The 22,794-nt window shown below is 60.2% G+C and carries 25 protein-coding genes; 15 read left to right on the top strand and 10 right to left on the bottom strand.

From position 1 onward, the window contains the following. Positions 1–24: 24 nt before the first annotated feature. Both gatC and FY152_04965 read right to left on the bottom strand, forming a co-directional pair. A complete protein-coding gene (gatC, locus tag FY152_04970; protein UXS31475.1) occupies positions 25–312 on the bottom strand; it encodes an Asp-tRNA(Asn)/Glu-tRNA(Gln) amidotransferase subunit GatC in 288 nt (95 codons plus the stop codon). Positions 313–439: 127 nt separating this feature from the next. Further along, complete coding sequence (locus tag FY152_04965; GenBank protein ID UXS31474.1) at positions 440–1,144, bottom strand: metal-dependent hydrolase; 705 nt, start codon at positions 1,142–1,144, stop codon at positions 440–442. 82 nt (positions 1,145–1,226) lie between these two features. On the opposite strand from FY152_04965, the gene FY152_04960 reads away from it, so the two are divergent. Together FY152_04960 and ruvX are read left to right on the top strand one after the other, a co-directional pair. Further along, positions 1,227–1,529 carry an alkylphosphonate utilization protein gene (locus FY152_04960; protein ID UXS31473.1) on the top strand — a complete coding sequence of 101 codons (303 nt, stop codon included), beginning with the start codon at positions 1,227–1,229 and terminating at the stop codon, positions 1,527–1,529. A gap of 11 nt (positions 1,530–1,540) precedes the next feature. After that, positions 1,541–2,020, top strand: a complete 480-nt coding sequence (gene ruvX, locus FY152_04955; GenBank protein ID UXS31472.1) for a Holliday junction resolvase RuvX — start codon at positions 1,541–1,543, stop codon at positions 2,018–2,020. On the opposite strand, the gene FY152_04950 is transcribed toward ruvX, so the two are convergent. From FY152_04950 to FY152_04930, 5 genes are all read right to left on the bottom strand, one after another. Continuing rightward, positions 1,972–2,289, bottom strand: coding sequence for a hypothetical protein (locus tag FY152_04950; protein ID UXS31471.1), 318 nt, complete (start codon positions 2,287–2,289; stop codon positions 1,972–1,974). The genes ruvX and FY152_04950 overlap by 49 nt on opposite strands. Continuing rightward, positions 2,286–2,447: a hypothetical protein gene (locus tag FY152_04945; protein ID UXS30544.1), complete on the bottom strand. Its 162-nt coding sequence runs from the start codon at positions 2,445–2,447 to the stop codon at positions 2,286–2,288. The genes FY152_04950 and FY152_04945 overlap by 4 nt, the downstream gene beginning before the upstream one ends. A gap of 253 nt (positions 2,448–2,700) precedes the next feature. Further along, positions 2,701–3,345: a TetR/AcrR family transcriptional regulator gene (locus tag FY152_04940; GenBank protein ID UXS31470.1), complete on the bottom strand. Its 645-nt coding sequence runs from the start codon at positions 3,343–3,345 to the stop codon at positions 2,701–2,703. Positions 3,346–3,493: 148 nt separating this feature from the next. Further along, positions 3,494–4,105 carry a GNAT family N-acetyltransferase gene (locus tag FY152_04935; protein UXS31469.1) on the bottom strand — a complete coding sequence of 204 codons (612 nt, stop codon included), beginning with the start codon at positions 4,103–4,105 and terminating at the stop codon, positions 3,494–3,496. A gap of 118 nt (positions 4,106–4,223) precedes the next feature. Then, positions 4,224–5,876 (bottom strand): acyl-CoA dehydrogenase, encoded by a 1,653-nt coding sequence (locus FY152_04930; GenBank protein ID UXS31468.1) that lies wholly within the window; start codon positions 5,874–5,876, stop codon positions 4,224–4,226. 327 nt (positions 5,877–6,203) lie between these two features. On the opposite strand from FY152_04930, the gene FY152_04925 reads away from it, so the two are divergent. From FY152_04925 to dprA, 5 genes are all read left to right on the top strand, one after another. Next, positions 6,204–6,635 carry a nuclear transport factor 2 family protein gene (locus FY152_04925; GenBank protein UXS31467.1) on the top strand — a complete coding sequence of 144 codons (432 nt, stop codon included), beginning with the start codon at positions 6,204–6,206 and terminating at the stop codon, positions 6,633–6,635. 277 nt (positions 6,636–6,912) lie between these two features. After that, the gene (locus tag FY152_04920; protein ID UXS31466.1) at positions 6,913–7,854 is read left to right on the top strand and encodes an aspartate carbamoyltransferase catalytic subunit; all 942 of its coding nucleotides are present in this window, start codon (positions 6,913–6,915) and stop codon (positions 7,852–7,854) included. After that, entirely contained in the window at positions 7,851–9,143 is a 1,293-nt protein-coding gene (locus FY152_04915; GenBank protein ID UXS31465.1) for a dihydroorotase, read from the top strand. The genes FY152_04920 and FY152_04915 overlap by 4 nt, the downstream gene beginning before the upstream one ends. Positions 9,144–9,191: 48 nt before the next feature. Beyond that, complete coding sequence (gene plsY / locus FY152_04910) at positions 9,192–9,809, top strand: glycerol-3-phosphate 1-O-acyltransferase PlsY (GenBank protein UXS31464.1); 618 nt, start codon at positions 9,192–9,194, stop codon at positions 9,807–9,809. Between the two features lie 21 nt (positions 9,810–9,830). Continuing rightward, positions 9,831–10,970 (top strand): DNA-protecting protein DprA, encoded by a 1,140-nt coding sequence (dprA, locus tag FY152_04905; GenBank protein UXS31463.1) that lies wholly within the window; start codon positions 9,831–9,833, stop codon positions 10,968–10,970. Here the strand turns inward: dprA and FY152_04900 are convergent. Continuing rightward, positions 10,926–11,156 carry a hypothetical protein gene (locus tag FY152_04900; protein UXS31462.1) on the bottom strand — a complete coding sequence of 77 codons (231 nt, stop codon included), beginning with the start codon at positions 11,154–11,156 and terminating at the stop codon, positions 10,926–10,928. The genes dprA and FY152_04900 overlap by 45 nt on opposite strands. A gap of 258 nt (positions 11,157–11,414) precedes the next feature. Here FY152_04900 and topA point away from each other — a divergent pair, with 258 nt between their 5' ends. The 7 genes from topA (at position 11,415) to FY152_04865 (ending at position 19,980) form a co-directional block, all read left to right on the top strand. After that, positions 11,415–14,099: a type I DNA topoisomerase gene (topA, locus tag FY152_04895; GenBank protein ID UXS31461.1), complete on the top strand. Its 2,685-nt coding sequence runs from the start codon at positions 11,415–11,417 to the stop codon at positions 14,097–14,099. Further along, on the top strand, positions 14,096–16,450 hold the full coding sequence (gene rnr, locus FY152_04890; GenBank protein ID UXS31460.1) for a ribonuclease R: 2,355 nt from the start codon (positions 14,096–14,098) through the stop codon (positions 16,448–16,450). Before topA ends, rnr begins: the two co-directional genes overlap by 4 nt. Before the next feature lie 59 nt (positions 16,451–16,509). After that, complete coding sequence (locus FY152_04885; protein UXS31459.1) at positions 16,510–16,953, top strand: DUF983 domain-containing protein; 444 nt, start codon at positions 16,510–16,512, stop codon at positions 16,951–16,953. 62 nt (positions 16,954–17,015) lie between these two features. After that, positions 17,016–17,642 carry an NUDIX hydrolase gene (locus tag FY152_04880; GenBank protein ID UXS33208.1) on the top strand — a complete coding sequence of 209 codons (627 nt, stop codon included), beginning with the start codon at positions 17,016–17,018 and terminating at the stop codon, positions 17,640–17,642. A gap of 17 nt (positions 17,643–17,659) precedes the next feature. Next, the gene (locus FY152_04875; protein ID UXS33207.1) at positions 17,660–18,823 is read left to right on the top strand and encodes an MFS transporter; all 1,164 of its coding nucleotides are present in this window, start codon (positions 17,660–17,662) and stop codon (positions 18,821–18,823) included. An 89-nt stretch (positions 18,824–18,912) separates the two neighbouring features. Then, positions 18,913–19,080 (top strand): 50S ribosomal protein L33, encoded by a 168-nt coding sequence (gene rpmG / locus FY152_04870; GenBank protein UXS31458.1) that lies wholly within the window; start codon positions 18,913–18,915, stop codon positions 19,078–19,080. 321 nt (positions 19,081–19,401) lie between these two features. After that, complete coding sequence (locus FY152_04865) at positions 19,402–19,980, top strand: deaminase (protein UXS31457.1); 579 nt, start codon at positions 19,402–19,404, stop codon at positions 19,978–19,980. A 549-nt stretch (positions 19,981–20,529) separates the two neighbouring features. Here the strand turns inward: FY152_04865 and FY152_04860 are convergent. After that, positions 20,530–21,900 (bottom strand): PleD family two-component system response regulator, encoded by a 1,371-nt coding sequence (locus tag FY152_04860; GenBank protein ID UXS31456.1) that lies wholly within the window; start codon positions 21,898–21,900, stop codon positions 20,530–20,532. A gap of 18 nt (positions 21,901–21,918) precedes the next feature. Continuing rightward, the gene (locus FY152_04855) at positions 21,919–22,290 is read right to left on the bottom strand and encodes a response regulator (GenBank protein ID UXS31455.1); all 372 of its coding nucleotides are present in this window, start codon (positions 22,288–22,290) and stop codon (positions 21,919–21,921) included. Between the two features lie 131 nt (positions 22,291–22,421). Here FY152_04855 and FY152_04850 point away from each other — a divergent pair, with 131 nt between their 5' ends. After that, on the top strand, positions 22,422–22,730 hold the full coding sequence (locus FY152_04850) for a DUF3572 domain-containing protein (GenBank protein UXS31454.1): 309 nt from the start codon (positions 22,422–22,424) through the stop codon (positions 22,728–22,730). Positions 22,731–22,794: the final 64 nt, after the last annotated feature.

Here is a 22,794-nt window from a genome sequence, read left to right as displayed (position 1 = left end):
AAATCGGGCGGCGGAGGCGGTCGCTTATTCGACCACTTTCGGGACCATGAAGAAGTCCCGGTCGGTCGCGGGCGCATTGGCGACAATGTCTTCCGCCTTGTTGCCGTCGGTCACCACGTCGGCGCGCTTTTTCATCTCCACCGGGGTCACTGATGTCATCGGCTCGACGCCGTCGACATTCACTTCCGAAAGCTGCTCCACGAAACCGAGTATGCCGTTCAGCTGGCCAAGCATATTCTGTGCTTCTTCTTCGCTGACTGCGATACGGGCAAGGCGCGCAACGCGCTTTACGGTGGCGAGATCGACGGACATGGTTCTACTCCGGTCAGAATTTTCCTACCCGCTATAATCACCATGTCCGCCATTCGCAACGGTAGAAAGCATGTCGCATCAAACTGTGTAACGGTTTTGCCGTCACGACATGCGTAAAAGCGAAAGGTCAGAAGGACAGCGCATCGCCCGGCTTGGGCGTGTGGACGCGCGCTTCCGATCCTTCCATGCCTGCCACGAACTTATCCGGGGTCTGGTCGATGATCGGGAAGGTGCCGTAGTGGCAGGGGATTACATTTTCGAACTTGAAGAAACGCTGACACGCCAGCGCCGCCACGGCGCCGCCCATCGTGAAGCGGTCGCCGATCGGCACCAGGCCGATATCCGGCTGATGCAATTCGTTGATGAGTTTCATGTCGGAAAAGATGTCCGTATCGCCCATGTGGTAGACGGTCGGACCATCTTCAAAATGCAGCATCAGGCCATTGGCGTTGCCAAGCGAATGCGAGACGCCATCCTCGGTGATCTGCGCCGAGGAATGCAGCGCATTGGTGAAGGTGGCGGAAAAACCGTCGAAATGCACTGTGCCGCCAGTATTGCCCATATCGACCTTTGCCACACCCTTGGTCGAAAGCCAGGCGGCGAGATCGGCATTGGCAAGAACCGTCGCGCCCGTCTCGCGGGCAAGCTGGACGGTATCGCCCACATGGTCGCCATGGCCGTGAGTGAGGAGAATATGGGTGATACCTTCGGCAGCCGCCTTCCCGTCCTGCCCGGCAAAACCGGGATTGCCGGTGAAAAACGGATCGATGAGGATCTTCGCGCCACCATTTTCGAGGCGGAAGGCGGAATGGCCGAGCCAGGTGATTTTCATGAACTTTCTCCTTCGTGTTGCCGACATAGTGTGACATAGGACGGCCTTACAACCGCACTACCGGTATTTCAGAGAGGCGACAATGGCCGCGAATGATGACGAATACGTGTATGACGAAGCGACCGGCGAATGGCGGCCCGCTTCCGAACTGGCCGCCGAAGCATCGCGCGCAAATGAAGTCCGCGATGCCGCAGGTAATCTCCTTGCAGATGGCGATTCCGTGACATTGATCAAGGATCTGAAGGTCAAGGGCACCAGCACGGTCATCAAGCAGGGCACCGTGATCAAATCCATCCGTCTGACCGACAATCCGGAAGAGATCGATTGCAGGCATGAGGCCGTCAAGGGTCTGGTGCTGCGCACCGAATTCGTCCGCAAACGATAGGGCAGCGCGCCATGGCGATACTCACCATCGAGGAACTTGCGGAAACGCTTCAGCCCGCACAGGCTATTGCCGGCCTCGACCTTGGCACGAAAACCATCGGGCTTGCCATGTCGGACCTGTCGCGGCGCTTTGCAACGCCGCGTCCCGTTATCAAGCGGGTGAAATTCACGCAGGACGCCGAAGTGCTACTGGCCTTTGCCGAAAAGGAGAAGGTGGCCGCCTTCGTCATCGGCCTGCCAATGAACATGGACGGCTCGGCAGGGCCACGTGTGCAGGCAACACGCGCTTTCGTGCGCACCATGGGTGAGAAGACTGCACTGCCCTTCATTTTCTGGGATGAGCGGCTTTCTACGGTCGCGGCCGAGCGTGCACTCCTGGAAATGGATGTCTCACGCGCCAAACGGGCCGAACGCATCGATTCGGCGGCGGCGAGTTTCATTCTTCAGGGCGCGCTCGACAGGCTTTCGGCACTTGCCCGCGCGGCCGACTGACGGCCCCGCCACCAATTGGCGATCTGCTTTCTCCTGCGGAATGCGACAATCGCAAAAACGATGAGGCTGTCGACCGCTATGGCGCGCGCAACGAGCGGCGGCAGGCTTTCCGGCGGCAGGCCGAGAATATTGCCGTAGATCTGGAATACCAGATCATGGGTCTCGCGCGTCAGCATATAAAAACCGAAGCTCATGTCGTAATAGGAAAGCCAGTACCAGCTGCCCAGCAATGCGACGGGGCCTGCCCAGAGGATCAGAAACCACTTCATGCCGCCTGCCCCCGCGCAAACATCGTGTCGGGGACGCCGGCAAGCACCGCCCAGCGCACCAGAGCCATCAGGCAAAGGTTCAGCGCCGGCGCGTCGATATCCAACGGCAGCATCACAAAAAACGTCATCATGACGCCTAAAGCTGTCCAGCGGCTCACTTGCGGCTCCCTTATGCGCAATCATTGCGCATGGTTAACACTTCGTTAATTCACACTGGACCGGCTGCCGTGACGACGCAAATAAAAGCTGTGATTATGGTTAACACGGACGGACGGTCTGTGGACAAGCGTGCGGCCAGGGCAAAGGACAGCGCCGCCGGACGGTTGCCCGCCGGTGAAAACACGGCTGATTTTCCTCTGGTCCCACGCCAGCCTTCAAGGGCAGGACAGATGCCCGCCCTCCTGAAGCGGCTTAGCCGTAAACGCCGCGCACCAGCCTTTTGACGGCGGTGACGATCTTGTCCCAGTCGCGGTCGGATTTAAGCGGCACGCCGGCAAACTGGCCGCTGGTTGCTGCGGAAATGACGAGGTGCTGGATGGCGGCGAACAACACGGCGTTGACGGCGGCAGTGTCCACACCCTTCGGCGCCGCCAGCGAACCGCGCATGCGCTCCAGCCATTTGCCAAGCGATTTGGCGCGGGCTTCGGCAAGCTGCCTCACCTGCGGCGAACCATCCGACACTTCCCAGGCGATGATCTTGCAGACGAGAGGATCGCTACGCAGCGCATCCATGAAATAAAGCGCCAGCTTTTCCATGAGATCGCCATAGGTCAGAAGAAACATGCCGCCGGTGTCTTCGGGAATACGGTCCTTCACCCAGGAGCCGAGGTCCTCGCCGATCGCCTCGATCAGGCCGTCCAGACCACCGAAATAACGATAGATGAGCTGCTTGTCGCACCCGGCGCGACGGGCGACCGCGTTAATGCCGAAACCCTGAAAGCCCTCTTCCGCCAGCAGCGATCGCGCCGCATTAAAAATCGCCTTCTCGGTCGCGGCGCGATCCTTGACGCGCTTTTCCGGTCTGTCGGCTGAAATTGCCTCTGCGGTCGCCAGCATGCTTCCCTACCCGTCTTTTAAAAAGGCCTGACCCAAGGGGTTAACAAAGCATGAAGGCAAGGACAATGCGGCGGCGCGGATGGGAAGAAGGTTCCTGTGGATGAGTGGAGATAGAAGACTGGTATCTCCGAGATACACGGCAGAGATATTACTCCAGCGCCATGCCAAACCAAACGGTGCCGGGTGTTTCGTGGCTTTCAAGACGTTTGAAGCCGCGTGTTTCCCAAAAGCGCATACCCGCATTGTTGCGTTCGCTGGCACCGAGGTGAATGCCGTAGACGTTGTTTTGCCTTGCCATATCCAGCCAGCGCGACAAAAGCCGCGTGCCGCCGCCCTTGCCCTGCGTGCGCGGCAGAAGGTTCATGTGGATATGGGCCGGAAACGGATCCGTGAGCCAGGTCGGCGAGCGGCGCGGGTGGTGGATGAAATGAGCCCGGCGCTGGTCAGCGTCCCATGTCTGCGGGTCGCCGCCGGGGTCGGGATAAAGGGCGCGCAGATGCGGCCACCATTCCTGCTCCAGCCGCTCGTCATGCAAGGCCGTATCGAGCGCTCCGGCGATGTAACCGCAGACACCCTCCTCGTCCTCCGCCACAAAAACGGCATCGGGCCAAAGATGCAGGTAAGGCACGGAATAGATATGGCCCACCATGCGGCCGTCACGATAAAGCGGCGTCGCATCTTCGCCGGCGTCACCGGTTGCGAGACTTATGGCGTAAAGTGCGTCCTCATCTTCCAGACGGGCGGAACGAAAGGTCAGCATCTGCAGCCGCCCTCCATTGCCGCGCCACGACAGATAAATGCACGCTCCACGCCACCGCTTTTTTTCAAATCCGAGCCCCCTCCCGCCGGGAATGCAACAACCATCAGCCCTTCGTCACTCAGGACGCGGGCGGATAGAGAAGATCGATAATATAATTGGGATCGAAGCGGGAATCGAGCATGCCGTAAGTGTGGCGCCAGCCGCCGGCAAGACGGGTTTCCAGGAAAGCATCGGCGATCTTGCCGGCACCGAGACGGCAAAGCTCGGCGGCAGCGGCCGCAAGTGCGAATTGCTCCACCAGCAGGCGGGCCGCCCCTTCATCGCGCTCGGCAAGGGCAATTGCGGCGCGCAGAACATCGGTAGTCTTTTTGCCGGCAGCGCCCAGATCCCGCTCCAGCGTCTGGAAGACGAGATCGAACAGATCCTTGCCACGCTGAAGAACACGCAGCACATCCAGCGCCATGACGTTACCGGAGCCTTCCCAGATGGCGTTGACGGGTGCTTCACGGTAGTGGCGGGCAATCGGCCGCTCTTCCACGTAACCGTTGCCGCCAAGGCATTCCATCGCTTCGTAGATGAGCGCCGGCGCGATCTTGCAGCACCAGTATTTCACGATCGGCGTCATGACCCGCGCATAGGCGGCTTCCGCCGGGTTGTTACGCGCTGCGTCGAAGGCCGATGCCAGCCGGAAGGAGAGCGCCGTTGCGGCAGCCACATCAAGCGCCATGTCGGCGAGAACGCGCGTCATGATCGGCTGGCTGACCAGCATCTTGCCGAAAACCGAACGCCCGCGGGCGTAGTGTACCGCTTCGGCAAGCGAGGCGCGCATCATGCCGGCCGACGCCAGCGCGCAATCGAGCCGGGTCAGCGTCACCATGTCGAGGATGGTGCGGATGCCGCTGCCGGGATCACCGAGAATATAACCGAAAGCATCGGTGAATTCGACTTCGGCCGACGCGTTGGAGCGGTTGCCGAGCTTGTCCTTCAGGCGCTGGAAGTGCAGGCCGTTCTTTGAACCATCCTCCAGATAACGTGGCACCAGGAAACAGCCCATGCCGTCGCCCATCTGGGCCAGCATGACGAAACCGTCGCTCATCGGCGCGGACAGGAACCATTTGTGACCGGAAAGGCGATAAATGCCCTCACCCACGCGCTCGGCCGTGGTGCGGTTGGCGCGCACATCCGTGCCGCCCTGCTTTTCCGTCATGCCCATGCCGATGGTGACGGCGGTTTTCTGCAGGGCCGGTTTTTGCGAGGAATCATATTTGCGCGACAGGATCTTCGGCGCCCATTCCTTCTGCACACGCGGCGAGGCCATGATGGCGGCGACGGAGGCGCTGGTCATGGTCAGCGGGCAGAGATGCCCGGCCTCGAGCTGCGAGGTCAGATAGAATTTGGTGGCGCGGGCCTTGTGTTCGTTGCCGCGTGTTTCGGCCAGATTTTCCCAGACGCTGGAATGAAGGCCCGATGACATGGAGCGGCGCATCAGCGCGTGCCACGCAGGGTGGAATTCCACCTGATCGAGACGTTCCCCGCGCGGGCCGTGGGTGTGCAGCTGCGGCACGCCCTGATTGGCCATGCGCGCCAGTTCCTGCGCCTCGTGCGAGGTGACGTAGCGCCCGAGCTGGTCGAACTCTTCTCTCAGATTGCGTGACAGGCCGGAGGTGAGGTCGACGATCAGCGGATCGGAACGATAAGCATTGATACCGGACCAGAGGCTTGGCTGGTTCAGTTCGGCGAGCGTTTCTTCTGTCCGGGAGTTCTGGGTCATCAACTGCTTCTAGCTGCTTTTTACTCGAATTGCATAGTGGGGTGATATTGCAAAATCCTGCCCACAGGAAGCGATTGAGACGATTAAAACCGGGCATTGAACATTTTTCGGGCTGCTTCAACCGAAGGCCAGATGCGGCGAGGCAAACAAGCCGCGGCCAGGCATTGCATCCCGTGCCGAATGAGAGAGCCGGCGGCGGCCTGACGGAACAGACGCGCATTGCAGGCGTTGATTTCACCTGGGGTATCTTCACTGGGCATTCTGCGCCTTCAAGTGCTCCTCTCGGCTCATGACCTTAAGGAACAAAGCTAGATTTGGAGAAGGCCCATGGAGGCAAGCGTCAGAAAGCTCTTTGAACGATATGAGCGCTTTTTCAACAAGTCTCTCAACGGCGACATGGATATGGAAGAGGTCTCATCCCTTTATGCCTCCGACTTCATCGCCGCATCACCTGCCGGGGTGATGACCGGGAAGAACGACGAGCAGCTAAAGCAGGTCATGACGAAGGGTTATCAGCGCTATAGGGCCATAGGAACGAAAAGGATGCGGATACGCGATATCCACCTTTCACCCATCGATGAACATCATTGCGTCGCCCACGTCGCCTGGACGGCAACCTTTGCCGGCAAGGACCAATCGGATCTCGCCATCGATTTCGATGTTCACTATTTCGTCCAGGCGCTGGACGGGAAGCCGAAAGTTTTCGGCTGGGCCTCAGGCGATGAGCAGACGCTTTTGAAAAAGCATGGCATCATCTGACTGCCCGCCGAGATGCTGCCGGACCCTCGCGTCTTCTGGAATAGTTGCAACCTCGACTAATCCACTTTTTTCTTGCGCGCTGGGAAAACATGGCCGTGTTCTCATTTCAGGCGTCGCAGGCGCTTGCCCCTGCGGCAAGCAATCTCTATAGAGCGCAGGACCGAATTCCGCGGCACTCCTGAGGCGTGTTCACAGCGAATGGGAGCGCACGGATCAGCATTCGGGCGTTCCGGGCATTTTCACGGGAAAATGCGGCGCCCGTCAGGAGGCAAACCGCATGGTCTTCTTCCCCCATCGCCATCTCCTCGGCATCAAGGGGCTTTCCCATCAGGATATTACCCTGCTTCTCGACAAGGCCGACGAGGCGGTGAAAATCAGCCGTCAGCGCGAGAAAAAGACCTCGACGCTTCGGGGCCTGACGCAGATCAACCTGTTCTTCGAAGCCTCGACGCGCACGCAGTCCTCCTTCGAGCTTGCCGGAAAACGCCTTGGCGCAGACGTGATGAACATGTCGGTCGGCAATTCCTCGGTGAAGAAGGGCGAAACGCTGATCGATACGGCGATGACGCTGAACGCCATGCGCCCGGATGTGCTGGTGGTTCGCCACTCCTCCGCCGGTGCAGCAGCCCTTCTCGCGCAGAAGGTCGCCTGCTCCGTCGTCAATGCCGGAGACGGCCAGCATGAGCACCCGACGCAGGCGCTGCTCGACGCGCTGACCATCCGCCGCGCCAAGGGCGAACTATCAGGCATCACGGTGGCGATCTGCGGCGACGTGCTGCATTCGCGCGTCGCCCGCTCCAACATCATACTGCTCAACCAGATGGGCGCGCGCGTTCGCGTCGTCGCCCCCGCCACGCTTTTGCCCTCCGGTATCCGCGACATGAGCGTCGAGGTTTTCCACGACATGAAGGAAGGGCTGAAGAACGCCGATGTGGTGATGATGCTGCGCCTGCAGCGCGAGCGCATGTCCGGCTCCTTCGTGCCTTCGGTGCGCGAATATTTCCATTATTACGGCCTCGATGCCGAAAAGCTGAAGGCGGCGAAGGAAGATGCGCTGGTCATGCATCCCGGCCCGATGAACCGCGGCGTGGAAATCGCCTCCGACGTGGCAGATGGTCCGCAGAGCGTGATCGAAAGCCAGGTGGAAATGGGGGTTGCCGTGCGCATGGCGGTCATGGAAACCCTGCTTGTCTCGCAAAATCAGGGTGAGCGCGTATGAGTGCCGTTACCGTTCTCAAGAACCTCCGCATCGTCGATCCGTCCCGTAACCTCGACGAGACCGGCAGCGTGATCATCGGCGCAGACGGCACTATTCTGGCGGCGGGCAAGGATGCGCATAATCAGGGCGCACCGGAAGGCGCGACCGTGCGTGACTGCAAGGGGCTCGTGGCCGTTCCCGGTCTGGTGGATGCCCGTGTCTTCGTCGGCGAACCTGGTGCCGAACACCGCGAGACCATCGAATCCGCCGCGCGCGCGGCAGCGGCCGGCGGTGTCACCAGCATCATCGTCATGCCCGATACCGACCCTGTCATCGATGACATCGCACTCGTCGAATATGTGAAGAAGACGGCGCGCGACAAGGCAATCGTCAATGTCCATCCGGCAGCGGCCCTGACCAAGGGCCTCAATGGCGAGGAAATGACCGAGTTCGGCATGCTGAAGGAAGCCGGTGCGGTTGCCTTCACCAATGGCCGCAAGGCGCTTTCCGACACGCTGGTGCTGCGCCGCGCCATGACCTATGCGCGCGAACTGGGCGCTGTCATCTCGCTCGAAACCCGCGACAAATATATCGGCGGCGGTGACATGAACGAGGGGCTGTTCGCAAGCTGGCTCGGCCTGTCGGGCGTTCCCAAGGAAGCCGAGATCATCCCGCTGGAACGCGATCTGCGCATTGCCGGGCTGACTCAGGCGATTTACCACGCCGCCAAGATTTCCGTGCCGGAATCGGCTGAGGCGATCCGCGTTGCGCGGCAGCGGGGCGTCAAGGCCACCTGCGGCATCTCGATCAACCATCTGACGCTCAACGAGAACGATATCGGCGAATACCGCACCTTCTTCAAGCTCTCCCCGCCGCTGCGCGCCGAAGACGATCGCAAGGCCATGGTGGAGGCGCTGAAGGACGGCACCATCGACATCATTGTCTCCTCACACGACCCGCAGGATGTCGACACCAAGCGCCTGCCGTTTTCGGATGCCGCGAGCGGCGCGGTGGGGCTGGAAACCATGCTGGCGGCGGCGCTGCTCCTCCACCACAGCGGCGAGGTTCCGCTGATGCGGCTGATCGATGCGCTTTCCACCCGTCCGGCAAAGATTTTCGGACTGGATGCGGGAACGCTGAAGGCGGGCGCGAAAGCCGATATCACGCTCATCGATCTCGACGAGCCATGGCTTGTGACCAGGGAACAGCTGGTGTCCAAATCCAAGAACACGCCGTTCGAGGATGCCCGTTTCAGCGGCCGTGCCGTCGCCACTTATGTGGCTGGCAAAGCCGTTCATTCCTTGGCATAAGATCACCAACAGAGATCACGCGGCCAGCGCGACAGAGGGGACGTTTGAATGAGTGCTTTGACTGACTGGCAGACGGCGCCTGCCCTTCTCGCGCTGGCGGCGCTTATCGGTTACCTGTTCGGCTCGATACCCTTCGGCCTCATCCTCACCCGCATGGCGGGACTGGGCGACGTGCGCAAGATCGGCTCCGGCAATATTGGCGCAACCAATGTGCTGCGCACCGGCAACAAGAAGCTCGCCGCCGCAACCCTGCTGCTCGACGCGCTGAAGGGCACGGCGGCGGTGCTGGTCGCCAATGCGCTCTGGGGTTACGAAGCGTCGCTGGTCGCCGGTTTCTTCGCCTTCCTCGGCCACCTGTTTCCGGTGTGGCTCGGCTTCAAGGGCGGCAAGGGTGTGGCGACCTATATCGGCGTGCTTTTGGGGGCCGCCCCCCTGATGATGCTGGCCTTTGCGCTCATCTGGCTCGCAACCGCCTTCATCACCCGTTACTCGTCTCTGTCGGCGCTTTTGGCCATGCTGATCATTCCCGTGGCCCTCTGGGTGCTCGGACCTGAGAAGACGGCACTGCTGGTAACGCTGCTGAGCGTGATTTCCTGGTGGAAGCACCGCGAAAATATCGCACGGCTTCTGGCCGGCACCGAAAGCCGGATCGGACAAAAGGGCTAAGGCCAGTCTTAAGGATATGTCATGCCGCATGAGGAAACGACACGGCAGGGCATAGAGCTTTCTTCCCGGCAGCGGGTCGCGTGGCTGCGGCTGATCCGCAGCGACAATATCGGCCCAGTCACCTTCCGCGAACTCATCAATCATTTTGGCAGCGCCGAAAAGGCGCTCGACGCCCTGCCGGAACTTTCAAGGCGCGGCGGTTCATTGCGCAGCCCCCGCATTGCCACTCAGGCGGAAGCGGAAGGCGAAATCGAGACCGCGGAAAAATTCGGGGCGCGTTTCGTCGGCATCGGCGAGCCGGATTACCCCTCCGCCCTGCGGCATCTGGACGGCGCGCCGCCGCTGATCGCCATGAAAGGATCGGCATCCACCGCAACAAAACCATGCATCGGTATTGTCGGCTCGCGCAACGCCTCCATCAACGGCGCGAAATTCGCCGCGATGCTCGCGCGCGACTGCGGCAGAGCCGGTTATACGATCGCTTCCGGCCTGGCGCGCGGCATAGACGCGGCCGCACACCGGGCAAGCCTTGCAACCGGTACCGTGGCCATGCTGGCGGGCGGCCTTGACCGTCCCTATCCGCAGGAAAATTTCGGGCTTTTGCAGGAGATATATGATCAGGGCGGCACGACGATCAGCGAAATGCCGTTCGGCTGGGAACCGCGCGCGCGGGATTTCCCCCGCCGCAACCGGCTGATCGCCGGCGTCTCCCTCGGCGTCGTCATCGTGGAAGCGGCGGAGCGCTCCGGCTCGCTGATTACGGCGCGGCTTGCCGGCGAAGCGGGCCGGCTCGTTTTTGCCGTGCCCGGTTCCCCGCTCGATGCACGCTGCGAAGGCACCAACCGGCTGATCAAGGAAGGTGCGATGCTGACGACGGGCGCTTCAGATATTCTCGAGGCGCTGCGGCCGCTGATGGAACCGCAATTGCCCTATGAGCGGAAAATCGAGGAACCGAGATCCGACATGGAGATGTCACCACCAGGGGACGACGAGCGTAACATCATCGCCGCCGCTCTCGGTCCCTCGCCCGTGGATACGGACGATATTATCCGCCACACGGGTTTTCCCGCTGCCACCGTTCATCTGGTGCTGCTGGAGCTCGATATAGCCGGGCGGTTAAACCGGCATGCCGGGGGTCGGGTTTCGCTCCTCGCGGATTGAGAGCTTGCGTCGTCCGCTCTGGATGTCGCCGACTTCGACATAGGCCATCTCGATCAGGTAACACAGCATGTCGGCACCCTCGCGGCTGGCGACCTGCCGCAGTTCCGCCAGCATCTGGCGAATGTAAGCCAAGTTCTCCCGGGTCCCATCATTATCGGCATTATTGTCTGTCGCGTTCGGGACCATATATTTATCCTGGAAATTCCGCCTGAAACGAAAAGCATTAAGTAGATTCAAATGATGTTGGGTATCATAACCAATTTACCAAAGATTGCAATACAACAATAGATTATCCATAGGTTGCAATCACCTTGGAGCGATAAAATCGGGCTTGCCTCTTGACCCGGGGGCATTACCTGTCCATGTCGAATTATAAAGAAGGCGAATTGCGGCATTGCGCTGCAATCGGGCCACGTTAACGGACCAGTTCCAGAGAAAAACAATATGAATGTCGTCGTCGTAGAATCTCCTGCCAAAGCCAAGACGATCAACAAGTATCTTGGCTCGGGCTATAAGGTTCTTGCATCCTTTGGCCATGTCAGAGACCTTCCTGCCAAGGACGGATCGGTGCTGCCCGACCAGGATTTCGAAATGTCCTGGGAAGTCGACAGCGCATCCGCCAAGCGCATGAAGGATATTGCCGATGCGGTAAAAGCCTCCGATGGCCTCATTCTCGCAACCGACCCGGATCGCGAAGGTGAAGCCATTTCCTGGCACGTTCTCGATCTTTTGAAGAAGAAGCGCGTTCTCGGCGACAAGCCGGTGAAGCGAGTGGTCTTCAACGCCATCACCAAAAAGGCGGTGCTGGACGCCATGGCGAACCCGCGCGACATCGACGTGCCGCTGGTCGACGCCTATCTCGCCCGCCGCGCGCTGGATTATCTCGTCGGTTTCAACTTGTCTCCGGTATTGTGGCGCAAGCTGCCCGGCGCGCGCTCCGCCGGCCGCGTGCAGTCGGTTGCGCTGCGCCTCGTCTGCGATCGCGAATCCGAGATCGAACGTTTCGTCTCCGAGGAATACTGGAACATCAGCGCGCTTCTGAAGACACCGCGCGGTGACGAGTTCGAGGCCAAGCTGGTATCCGCGGATGGCAAGCGGCTGCAGAGCCGCGGGATCAAGACCGGTGAGGAAGCGAACCGGCTGAAGGTGTTGCTGGAAGGCGCGACCTATGTGGTCGATTCCGTCGAGGCAAAACCCGTCAAGCGCAATCCCGGCCCGCCCTTCACCACCTCGACTTTGCAGCAGGCGGCGTCTTCGCGTATGGGCTTTGGTGCCTCGCGGACGATGCAGGTAGCACAGAAGCTTTATGAAGGTATCGACATCGGCGGAGAAACCGTCGGCCTTATCACCTATATGCGTACTGACGGCGTGCAGATGGCACCGGAAGCCATCGATGCTGCCCGCCAGGCCATTGGCGAGCAATTCGGCGATCGCTATGTGCCGGAAAAGGCGCGTTTCTATTCCACCAAGGCCAAGAACGCCCAGGAAGCGCATGAGGCGATCCGCCCGACCGATTTCAACCGCACGCCGGATCAGCTGAAGCGTTATCTCGATGCCGATCAACTGCGTCTTTACGACCTGATCTGGAAGCGCGGTATCGCCAGCCAGATGGCGTCCGCTGAAATCGAGCGCACCACGGTGGAAATTCTTGCGGACAAGAACGGCGAGAAGGCCGGTCTCCGTGCCGTCGGCTCGGTGATCCGTTTTGACGGTTTCATCGCCGCCTATACCGACCAGAAGGAAGACGGCGAACAGAGCGACGACGGTGACGACGAAGGCCGCCTGCCGCAGATCAATGAGCGCGAGAACCTCGCCAAGCAGAAGATCAATGCCAGCCAGCACTTCACCGAACCGCCGCCGCGTTATTCGGAAGCCTCACTCATCAAGAAGATGGAAGAACTCGGCATCGGCCGCCCTTCCACCTATGCGGCAACGCTGAAGACGCTGAGCGACCGTGAATATATCATCGTCGACAAGCGCAAGCTGATCCCGCATTCACGCGGACGGCTGGTGACGGCTTTCCTTGAAAGCTTCTTCTCCAAATATGTCGAATACGACTTCACCGCCGCTCTCGAAGAAAAGCTCGACCGGATTTCCGCTGGTGAGTTGGACTGGAAGCAGGTGCTGCGCGATTTCTGGAAGGATTTCTTCGCGCAGATCGAAGATACCAAGGAATTGCGCGTCACCAACGTGCTGGATGCGCTGAACGAGGTTCTGGCACCGCTGGTGTTCCCCAAGCGTGAGGATGGTTCGGATCCGCGCATCTGTCAGGTTTGCGGCACCGGCAATCTCTCGCTGAAGCTCGGCAAATACGGCGCTTTCGTCGGTTGCTCCAACTATCCGGAATGCAACTACACCCGCCAGCTCACCTCTGACGGTTCGGAAGCCGAAGCTGCGGCCTCGAACGAGCCGAAGGCGCTCGGCGCCGATCCGATGACCGGTGAAGAGTTGACGCTGCGCTCCGGCCGCTTCGGACCCTATATCCAGCGCGGCGACGGCAAGGAAGCCAAGCGTTCTTCGCTGCCCAAGGGCTGGAAGCCTGAGGATATTGACCACGAGAAGGCGCTGGCGCTCATCAACCTGCCGCGCGATATCGGCAAACATCCGGAAACCGGCAAGATGATATCAGCCGGGCTTGGCCGCTATGGACCGTTCCTTCTGCATGACGGTTCCTATGCGAACCTTGAAAGTATCGAGGACGTGTTCTCGATCGGTCTCAACCGCGCCGTCACCGTCATTGCCGAAAAGCAGAGCAAGGGACCGGGACGCGGCCGCAGCGGCACGCCGGCAGCGCTGAAGGAACTGGGCGACCACCCCGATGGCGGCCCGATCACCGTGCGTGACGGGCGTTATGGCGCTTACGTCAACTGGGGCAAGGTCAACGCCACCATTCCAAAGGGTCAGGATCCGGCCTCGGTGACGCTGGACGAGTCTCTGGTGCTGATTGCCGAGCGCATTGCCAAGACCGGCACCGGCGGCAAGCCTGCCAAGGCCAAGAAACCTGCCGCCAAGAAGGCCGATGGTGACGCCGCGGCAAAACCGAAGGCGACGAAAGCCAAGGCAGCAACCAAGAGCAAGACGGCCGCCAAGCCGAAGGCTGCAGCCAAACCCAAGAAGGCAGCAGAGTGAGCAAGACGCCGCGTCAGAGACAGGGTTCCGCCAGCGACGGCTTTGGACGCACCGGACGCGGCAAGCGTGTGAGCGAAGGTGAAGGCATCATCCATGGCGAGGTGCCTTCCCGCGAGGTGCTGCTGAAATTCATCGCCGACCATCCGCAGCAGGCTTCCAAGCGCGAAATCGCCAAAGCTTTCGGGCTGAAAGGTGAAAACCGCATCGTTCTGAAAGCGCTGCTGAAGGAACTCGAAGTCGATGGCATGGTGCACAAGAGCCGCAAGTCGCTGACGCGGCCGGGCGGCCTGCCACCGGTTACGGTTCTCGACATCACCACCCGCGACAAGGACGGCGAATTGATCGGCCGGCCGGCGGAATGGCCGGAAGATATGGGCGCGGCACCTGCCGTGCTCATCCGCCAGTCCTCGCAGGATCGCGGCAAGAAAGCCCCGGCTGCCGGTCTCGGCGACCGTATTCTGGCAAAGATCTTCCCCTCCAAGGAAAGCGTCGGCCCGGCCTATACGGCGCGCGTCGTAAAGCTGATCGACCGTCGCCAGAACGCGCTGCTTGGCGTGTTCAAGCAAACGGAAGGCGGCGGCGGACGGCTGATGCCGATCGACCGGCGTGGCGAGGAGATGGTGATCGACCCGGATGGTGTCGGCGACGCCAAGGACGGCGATCTGATCGAGGTGGAAACCTCGCGCAATAGCGGCCGTTACGGCCTGACGCGGGCGAAAGTCCTCTCGGTCATCGGCTCGGTCGCCTCGGAAAAGGCGATCTCGATGATCGCGATCCATGCCCACGGCATTCCGCACATCTTCCCCTCGAATGTTCTGGCCGAAGCGGATGCTGCAAAGCCCGCAACCATGTCGCACCGTGAGGACTGGCGCGACCTGCCGCTCATCACCATCGATCCGGCTGACGCCAAGGATCATGACGACGCGGTCTATGCCGAACCGGATACCTCGCCCGACAATCCTGATGGCGTCATCGTCACGGTCGCCATTGCCGATGTGTCCTGGTATGTGCGATCAGGCGCACCGCTCGACCGCGAGGCGCTGAAGCGCGGCAACTCGGTCTATTTCCCTGACCGTGTCGTGCCGATGCTGCCGGAGCGTATCTCCAACGATCTCTGTTCGCTGAAGGAAGGCGTCGACCGCCCTGCCCTCGCCGTGCGTATGACCTTCTCGAAGGAAGGCCGCAAGGCGGGCCACACCTTCCATCGCATCATGATGAAGAGCGCTGCCAAGCTCTCCTACCAGCAGGCGCAGGCCGCGATCGACGGCCGCCCCGACGACAAGACCGGGACGCTGCTGGAGCCGATCCTGAAGCCATTGTGGCATGCATACGAGGTGATGAAGCGCGGCCGCGACCGCCGCCAGCCGCTGGAACTCGACATGCCGGAGCGCAAGATTCAGCTCAGGCCCGATGGCACGGTGGACAAGGTCGTCATTCCCGAACGTCTCGATGCGCATAAGCTGATCGAGGAAATGATGATCCAGGCGAATGTCGCCGCCGCCGAGACGCTGGAAAAGAAGAAGCAGCCGCTGGTCTATCGCGTCCACGATGCACCCACGCTCTCCAAGCAGGAGGTGCTGCGCGAATTCCTCGGCACCATCGGCATATCCATGGCAAAGGGGGCGGCCATGCGCGCCAATTCCTTCAACGGCATTCTGGCGCGCGCCATTGATACGCCGCACCAGATCATGGTCAACGAGATGGTGCTGCGCAGCCAGAGCCAGGCGATCTACAGCCCGGAAAACATCGGCCATTTCGGCCTCAACCTGATGAAATATGCCCATTTCACCTCGCCGATCCGCCGTTATGCCGACCTCATCGTGCATCGCGCGCTGGTGGGTTCTCTGGGCCTCGGCGAAGGCGGTATCACACCGCAGGAAGAGGCGACGCTGGACGACATCGCCGCCGAAATCTCGACATTCGAGCGCCGCGCCATGGCTGCCGAGCGCGACACCATCAACCGGCTGATCGCGCATCATCTTTCCGAACGGGTGGGTGAAGAATTCGAGGGCCGTGTTTCCGGTGTCACCAAGGCGGGACTTTTTGTCGCGCTTCCGCAGTTTGGCGCGGACGGATTTGTTCCTATATCTACACTCGGAACCGATTATTTCCTCTACGATGAGGCCCATCAGGCCCTGACAGGGGAAAAGACGGGTCTCGGTTATCAGCTTGGTGACACGGTTCAGGTGCGGCTTGCGGAAGCCGTGCCACTGGCGGGTGCGCTGCGTTTCGATATGCTGAGCCCGGGGCGCAAGATGCCGGTCGGTACGCGGTCGTTCCACAAGGCGGGCCGGCGGACATCGCGTCCTGCCGCAAAGCCCGGAACACGGCCGCCCAGAAGGCGACATTAGGACGGCTGCAATAACAAGACCGCGACAGGCGGTTAAGGAAACGGGAGAAGGACTTCAGGATGAGTGCACATCAGAGCTCGGAAACGGTCACCTTCGGCGACAACAGCGCGGAGCGGCCGCTTGGACGTTCCATCATGCGCGGTATGGCGAACCGCTGCCCCGCCTGCGGCGGCGGCCGCCTGTTTCGTGCCTTTCTGAAGCCGGTGGACAATTGCGCCGCCTGCGGCGCCGAAATGCACCACCATCGTTCCGATGATTTGCCGCCTTACATCTCCATCGTCATCATCGGCCACATCGCCGTCGGCGGCTTCATGATGACGGATATGGTCTTTTCCGTACCCATGTGGGTGCATTTCGCCATCTGGGTGCCAATCACCATTCTGGCCGCACTCTTGACGCTGCAACCGATCAAGGGCGGCGTCATCGGGCTGCAATGGGCGCTCAAGATGCACGGCTTTGACGGAAAGCAGCCAAAGGCGCAGATAGACGGTTCCTCCCACTGACGACCGGCGGAAACTTGCACGTGCCCCAGCGTCCCATGAGCACCGGAGCGGCGAGCACGCCGATGCGTCCGCGCGATGCCGCTTCCATCATCCTGTTCGACCGGTCCGGGCCTGCGATGCGGGTACTGATGGGCCAGCGCAGCAATGCCCACGTCTTCATGCCAGGTGCTTACGTGTTTCCCGGCGGCAAACGCGACCCGCGTGACCACGCCCTGCCCTTCTCCGGCGACCTTCATCCCGCCGTCCTCAACAGCCTCACCGCTTCCGCCGCGCGCCGCCTGAGCATTGCCGGGGCGAGAGCGCTGGCGCTCGCAGCCGCACGTGAACTTGTCGAGGAAACCGGCGTGGATATCGGGCTTGCCGCAGACGGCCCGGACCTTTCCTGTTTCCGGTATGTGGCGCGCGCCATTACCCCGCCCGGCAATATCAGGCGTTACGACACCCGATTTTTTTGCTGCTATGCCGACGAATTGCGGCTGGATACCCGGCTAACCCGGGACTCCGACGAGCTGCACAATGTGCAATGGCTTGACATGAATGACCTTTCCGGTCTGAACATGCCGAAAATCACGCGTACGGTTCTCGAAGATGTCACAAAACTCATGATAGGTGATCCCTCACTGCCCTTTGACAGCCCCGCGCGGCTCTATTTCACGCGCCACGGCCGATTCATTCAAGAGTTTGTATAAAGGCCGTTATGTCACAGATGAAATGCGAAGCGGATGCCATTCACTGGCCCTCACTGATCGCCGCGATTTCCGCCATCAGTGCGGTCGGTGTCGCCATCGGTCTTGGCCTGCCGCTCCTGTCGATCATCCTTGAGAAGCGTGGCATCTCCTCCACCATGATCGGCGTCAACTCGGCCATGGCCGGCGTCGCGGCGATGATGGCAGCGCCGGTGACGACCAAGATCGCCCATGATTTCGGCGTGGCGCGGACGATGCTGTTTGCAGTCGTCGTTTCGGCGCTGAGTGCGCTCTGTTTTTATTTCGCCGATGCCTTCTGGATGTGGTTTCCGCTGCGAATCGTCTTCCATGGCGCAACCACCACACTGTTCATCCTGTCCGAATACTGGATCAACATGACCGCACCGCCCAAAAAACGCGGCATGGTTCTCGGCATCTATGCCACGGGGCTTGCGGTTGGTTTCGCTGTCGGTCCATTGCTGTTCTCCGTTGTCGGCAGCGAGGGTATCCTGCCCTTTATCGTCGGGGCGGCAATCATTCTTCTGGCGGCGATTCCCATCTTCATGGCCCGCGGCGAAAGCCCGGAGCTGGATGAGCGGCCCAACCACCATTTCGTTCGCTACGTCTGGCTGGTGCCGATGGCTTCGGCTGCGGCTTTCGTGTTCGGTTCGGTGCAGGCGGGCGGCCTGTCGCTGTTTCCCATCTATGCGACGCGTGAGGGCTTCAACGAATCGCAGGCAGCGCTTCTGCTGACCGTGATGGGCATCGGCAACATGGTCTTCCAGATACCGATCGGCCTGTTATCGGACCGGATGAAGGATCGGCGCACCATGCTCGCGCTGATGGCCTTTGCGGGCGTCTGCGGCACGCTGGCGCTGCCCGTGCTGGTGGATAGCTGGATCCTCGTGGCGGCCCTGCTGCTGTTCTGGGGCGGCCTTGTCTCCGGCATGTATACCGTCGGCCTTACGCACCTGGGATCGCGCCTCAAGGGCGCCGATCTGGTTGCCGCCAACGCCGCCTTCATCTTCTGTTACGCCATGGGCACCATTGCCGGCCCCCAGGCCGTCGGCATTTCCATGGATGTCGCAGGCACCGATGGTTTCGCCTGGGCGCTTGCCGTATTTTTCGGGCTTTACGTGGTGCTTTATGGCTTCCGTTTTGTTTTCCGGGCAAAACAGACTTGACTTTTCAGGCGCGATACGTAGTTTCGCGCCAGATTTAGCCGAGGTGAGAAGCGCCTGCGGCTTCTCTTTTGTTTAAAGGCAGGACGACCATGGCGAAAGCTACAACAATCAAGATCAAGCTGCTGTCGACAGCCGACACCGGTACCTTCTACGTCACCACCAAGAACAGCCGTACGTTCACGGACAAGATGACGAAGACGAAGTACGACCCGGTTGTACGCAAGCACGTCGAATTCAAGGAAACCAAGATCAAGTAATTCTTGATCGGGTTCTCCGACAAAAGCGCGCCCAACGGGCGCGTTTTTTGTTTGTGCGGGGATCGGGCATCTCCGCCGACTTTCTGATGGCACCGACCTGGCGCGACTCAGAGCCGAAGTAACTTTAACCGCAGACAAGAATCCAATCGCTCGCACCGCCTTGCGGGGCGTGGTGTGCGAACGAACACAAGCACTCAATCACGCCGCAGGAACGATCTGAAACGTATCGCCGTGACTGACACCAGAGTGGTTGTTCCGCTGCCCGCAACACCCACAGCTGAACCACGTGACGACGGTATCGCAAGATTGTATGCTTGTTGCATGGGACGACTGACCTTCAGCATCAACGTGACCTTGGACGGCTGTATCGACCATCAGGAAGGTATCGCCGACGACGAGACACACGCCTTCTTCACTCGCCTCATGGACGAGAGCGGAGCGATGCTGTGGGGCCGCGTCACCTACGAGATGATGGAGAGCTACTGGCCGGCGGTCGCTCGCGGCGAAGCGGACGTGCCGCCGCCGATGCGTGACTGGGCGGTTAAGCTGGATGCCAAGCCAAAATACGTGGTGTCCTCAACGCGAAACGACTTCCCATGGAATAATAGCCACCACATCACCGGTGATCTGCGGACAGGCGTGAAGAACCTCAAGGATGCGACCCCGGCAGGCGTGCTTCTGGGCAGCGGCAAGCTCGCAGCCGAGCTGGATCGGCTTGATTTGATTGACGAATACAAGTTCCTCGTTCACCCTAGGATCGTCGGCCATGGCCCCACCCTGTATGAGAGCGGCTTACGGAGCACGCGAAAGCTCGAACTGGTTTCGGCGAAGCCGCTCAGCAACGGCGTTGTTGCCATGCATTACCGACGCTCTTCGGCGAAAATTTCAGGGCAGGAATAGCGCATAGCCGGATTTCGGGAGTAAGGCGGTCGGCCAACGATGTGATTACGGCACGAGGAACCGATTCGGACATCGTCAGCCGACCGACCCCACGATTCAGGAGATGCGGCGGACCTGAGCATCATGGGGCATTCGAACTACGCAATACCAGCCCCTGACGAGCGAAATCATGGCGGTGTCGGCCGCCATTATCCCACCATCACAAGACGGAAAAACCGCCGGAAGAACTGTTACTCTCATCAGGGAGTTTGCGCAGAAGTAAAATAAAAATCAAGAAATTCTTAAGCCAGCGATACATCACCTAGAAAACATGGTTAAATATACAACGCTGGCACACTATAGTTTCCCGGCAGATTGAATTCAATGTATTTTTCAACTTGAACTCTATTAATCCCGCTGAATTTCACCCCTTCATTGCAAGAAGATAAAATACGGGCAAGGTCAGGGATTTGGGGTGTGCGGAGCAGCCTGTTGAATTCGCTGGCTGCCATCTCCAGCGTCAAACACAAAAGAGACGACAAGATTTTCCGTCTCACATGTCCGGAATGTTCAGGCGGCGGCCGCGACGACCCGGTTGCGCCCGGCGTGTTTCGCCTCGTAGAGAGCCCTGTCGGCATGTTTCAGAAGCTCGTCCGGCGTGCCGAAGGCGGCGTTGCTGGTGGCAATGCCGAGCGACGCGGTAATGCTCAGTTCGCGGTCGATGGAGCGCACATAAAAGGGCTTGTCCTCAACGATTGCCCGCAGGCGCTCGGCAACGCTTGCTGCAAGCTCGATTGGCGTATCCGGCATGACAACCACAAATTCTTCCCCGCCATAACGGCAGGCAAGATCGGCGCCGCGCACCGTGCTGCGAATACGCGTCGCAAATTCCCGCAGGACTTCGTCACCGACATCGTGGCCATAGGTATCGTTGACCAGCTTGAAACGGTCTATGTCGGTCATGCAAATGGAAATCGGTCGACCACGGACGGCGGCACGGTCGAAAAGTATCTTGAGATGATTGTCGAGATAACGGCGATTGTTGAGGCCGGTCAGCCCGTCGACGATGGCAAGTTCCATCGTGTGCTGGAGATTGAGCCGCAGATGCTCGTTATAGCGCTTGCGCCTGATCTGCGTGAGCGAGCGGGCGACAAGCTCGTTCGGATCGATCGGGCGGAGAATATAGTCATTCACGCCGAGATCGAGCGCCCGCGCCACCACATCGTCCGCCCCCTGCTCCGCCACCAGGAGCAGCGGCAGGAAACGGGTGCGCTCCAGCGAGCGGAGCTGTGAGCACAGTCGCAGCGGATCGTAATCTTCGAAATTGGAGTTGACGATGACAAGTTCGAAGGGGTTGCTCGCCGCCTTCAGCAGCGCCGCCTGCGGCTCGGTGACGGCATCGACCTCGGCGACCGGCTTCAACGCCCGTATGATGCGCTCCTGCGAGCTGGCACGGCCATCCGCCACAAGAACGCGACCGGGCGTCTGCATGAGGCCGTCGCTGCGCAGCATCTCTTCGATGCCGATCTGCCTTGCCGTTTCGGCGCGCGCCCGCAACTCGTCGCTGACGGCTTTGAGGCGCACCAGGCTTTTAACACGGGCAATCAGCTGGAGGTCGTTGACCGGCTTGGTCAGAAAATCGTCGGCGCCGGCCTTCAGGCCGCGCACGCGGTCGGACGGCTGATCCAGCGCGGTGACCATGACAACGGGAATATGCGCCGTTTTGGGGTTGGCCTTCAGGCGCTCGCAAACCTCGAACCCATCCATGCCCGGCATCATGATGTCGAGCAGAATGATATCGACCTGTTCCTCATCGCAGATCGCCAGTGCCTTGAAGCCATCTTCGGCAGTCACGACGTCGAAATACTCCGCCAGCAGCCGCGCCTCGAGAAGCTTGACGTTTGCGGGTATGTCGTCAACAACCAGAACTCTCGCCGTCATAACAGTTCCCCAGTCGCCTTATGCATCGCCAAGATAGGTCTTGATGATTTCGATGAATTTCGGAACGGAGATCGGTTTCGACACATAGGCCTCACATCCGCCCTGACGAATGCGCTCCTCATCACCCTTCATGGCAAACGCCGTGACGGCGATGACTGGAATGACATGCAGCTCGTCATCCTCCTTCAGCCATTTCGTCACTTCCAGCCCCGACACTTCCGGTAGCTGAATATCCATGAGAATGAGGTCCGGGCGGTGCTTGCGGGCAAGGTCCAGCGCTTCCATGCCGTTGCGGGTCTGGATCGTCGTATAGCCAGACGCCTCGATCAGGTCGCGAAAGAGCTTCATGTTCAGCTCGTTGTCTTCGACTATCATGACCTGCTTGGGCATGGTGAGCAGTCCCCGTTTCACTTTGAAACCTTCACCCAGACATATAAGTTGTCAGAGAACCGATTCCATCGTCCATTTGTTGCGCAAGGCTAGAGGGATTTGGTTTCAAAATAGGTAACTTCGGGGAAGAAATGCTGCGCGATACGAAAAACAAAGGCAATGGCGACAAAGATCCGCAAGAAACGGCGGCCGCCATACTTGGCTGGCTGGCAAACGAGCCGGACATGCTGGCGCGTTTTCTGGCGCTGAGCGGATTGCAGGCCAACATGCTGCGCCAGGCCGTCAACGATCCCGGCTTTCTGGCGGGCCTCACCGACTTTCTGATGAGCCACGAGCCCGATCTCATGGCCTTCTGCGCCGCGACGGATACATCTCCCGAAACAGTGGCCGCCGCCTGGCACCATTTTTCCGGGCCGGGGCTGGATTCGGGCGTGTATTGACAGGCCAGCCACTTGAGCCAAAGTCACCACCGGAGTATGGTCGGCGACGTTCTGGTTTTGTTTT

Origin of the sequence: Agrobacterium tumefaciens (assembly GCA_025560025.1) — a bacterium.
GTDB lineage: Bacteria > Pseudomonadota > Alphaproteobacteria > Rhizobiales > Rhizobiaceae > Agrobacterium.
Note: the sequence above shows the minus strand (reverse complement) of the source record. Positions and strands in the feature narration are given on the sequence as shown.

Bases quoted from the DNA above. Each gene is read 5' to 3' on its own strand.
- gatC (UXS31475.1), bottom strand. From the start codon at position 312: ATGTCCGTCGATCTCGCCACCGTAAAGCGCGTTGCGCGCCTTGCCCGT.
- FY152_04965 (UXS31474.1), bottom strand. From the start codon at position 1,144: ATGAAAATCACCTGGCTCGGCCATTCCGCCTTCCGCCTCGAAAATGGT.
- FY152_04960 (UXS31473.1), top strand. From the start codon at position 1,227: ATGGCCGCGAATGATGACGAATACGTGTATGACGAAGCGACCGGCGAA.
- ruvX (UXS31472.1), top strand. From the start codon at position 1,541: ATGGCGATACTCACCATCGAGGAACTTGCGGAAACGCTTCAGCCCGCA.
- FY152_04950 (UXS31471.1), bottom strand. From the start codon at position 2,289: ATGAAGTGGTTTCTGATCCTCTGGGCAGGCCCCGTCGCATTGCTGGGC.
- FY152_04940 (UXS31470.1), bottom strand. From the start codon at position 3,345: ATGCTGGCGACCGCAGAGGCAATTTCAGCCGACAGACCGGAAAAGCGC.
- FY152_04935 (UXS31469.1), bottom strand. From the start codon at position 4,105: ATGCTGACCTTTCGTTCCGCCCGTCTGGAAGATGAGGACGCACTTTAC.
- FY152_04930 (UXS31468.1), bottom strand. From the start codon at position 5,876: ATGACCCAGAACTCCCGGACAGAAGAAACGCTCGCCGAACTGAACCAG.
- FY152_04925 (UXS31467.1), top strand. From the start codon at position 6,204: ATGGAGGCAAGCGTCAGAAAGCTCTTTGAACGATATGAGCGCTTTTTC.
- FY152_04920 (UXS31466.1), top strand. From the start codon at position 6,913: ATGGTCTTCTTCCCCCATCGCCATCTCCTCGGCATCAAGGGGCTTTCC.
- FY152_04915 (UXS31465.1), top strand. From the start codon at position 7,851: ATGAGTGCCGTTACCGTTCTCAAGAACCTCCGCATCGTCGATCCGTCC.
- plsY (UXS31464.1), top strand. From the start codon at position 9,192: ATGAGTGCTTTGACTGACTGGCAGACGGCGCCTGCCCTTCTCGCGCTG.
- dprA (UXS31463.1), top strand. From the start codon at position 9,831: ATGCCGCATGAGGAAACGACACGGCAGGGCATAGAGCTTTCTTCCCGG.
- FY152_04900 (UXS31462.1), bottom strand. From the start codon at position 11,156: ATGGTCCCGAACGCGACAGACAATAATGCCGATAATGATGGGACCCGG.
- topA (UXS31461.1), top strand. From the start codon at position 11,415: ATGAATGTCGTCGTCGTAGAATCTCCTGCCAAAGCCAAGACGATCAAC.
- FY152_04885 (UXS31459.1), top strand. From the start codon at position 16,510: ATGAGTGCACATCAGAGCTCGGAAACGGTCACCTTCGGCGACAACAGC.
- FY152_04880 (UXS33208.1), top strand. From the start codon at position 17,016: ATGCGTCCGCGCGATGCCGCTTCCATCATCCTGTTCGACCGGTCCGGG.
- FY152_04875 (UXS33207.1), top strand. From the start codon at position 17,660: ATGAAATGCGAAGCGGATGCCATTCACTGGCCCTCACTGATCGCCGCG.
- rpmG (UXS31458.1), top strand. From the start codon at position 18,913: ATGGCGAAAGCTACAACAATCAAGATCAAGCTGCTGTCGACAGCCGAC.
- FY152_04865 (UXS31457.1), top strand. From the start codon at position 19,402: ATGGGACGACTGACCTTCAGCATCAACGTGACCTTGGACGGCTGTATC.
- FY152_04860 (UXS31456.1), bottom strand. From the start codon at position 21,900: ATGACGGCGAGAGTTCTGGTTGTTGACGACATACCCGCAAACGTCAAG.
- FY152_04855 (UXS31455.1), bottom strand. From the start codon at position 22,290: ATGCCCAAGCAGGTCATGATAGTCGAAGACAACGAGCTGAACATGAAG.
- FY152_04850 (UXS31454.1), top strand. From the start codon at position 22,422: ATGCTGCGCGATACGAAAAACAAAGGCAATGGCGACAAAGATCCGCAA.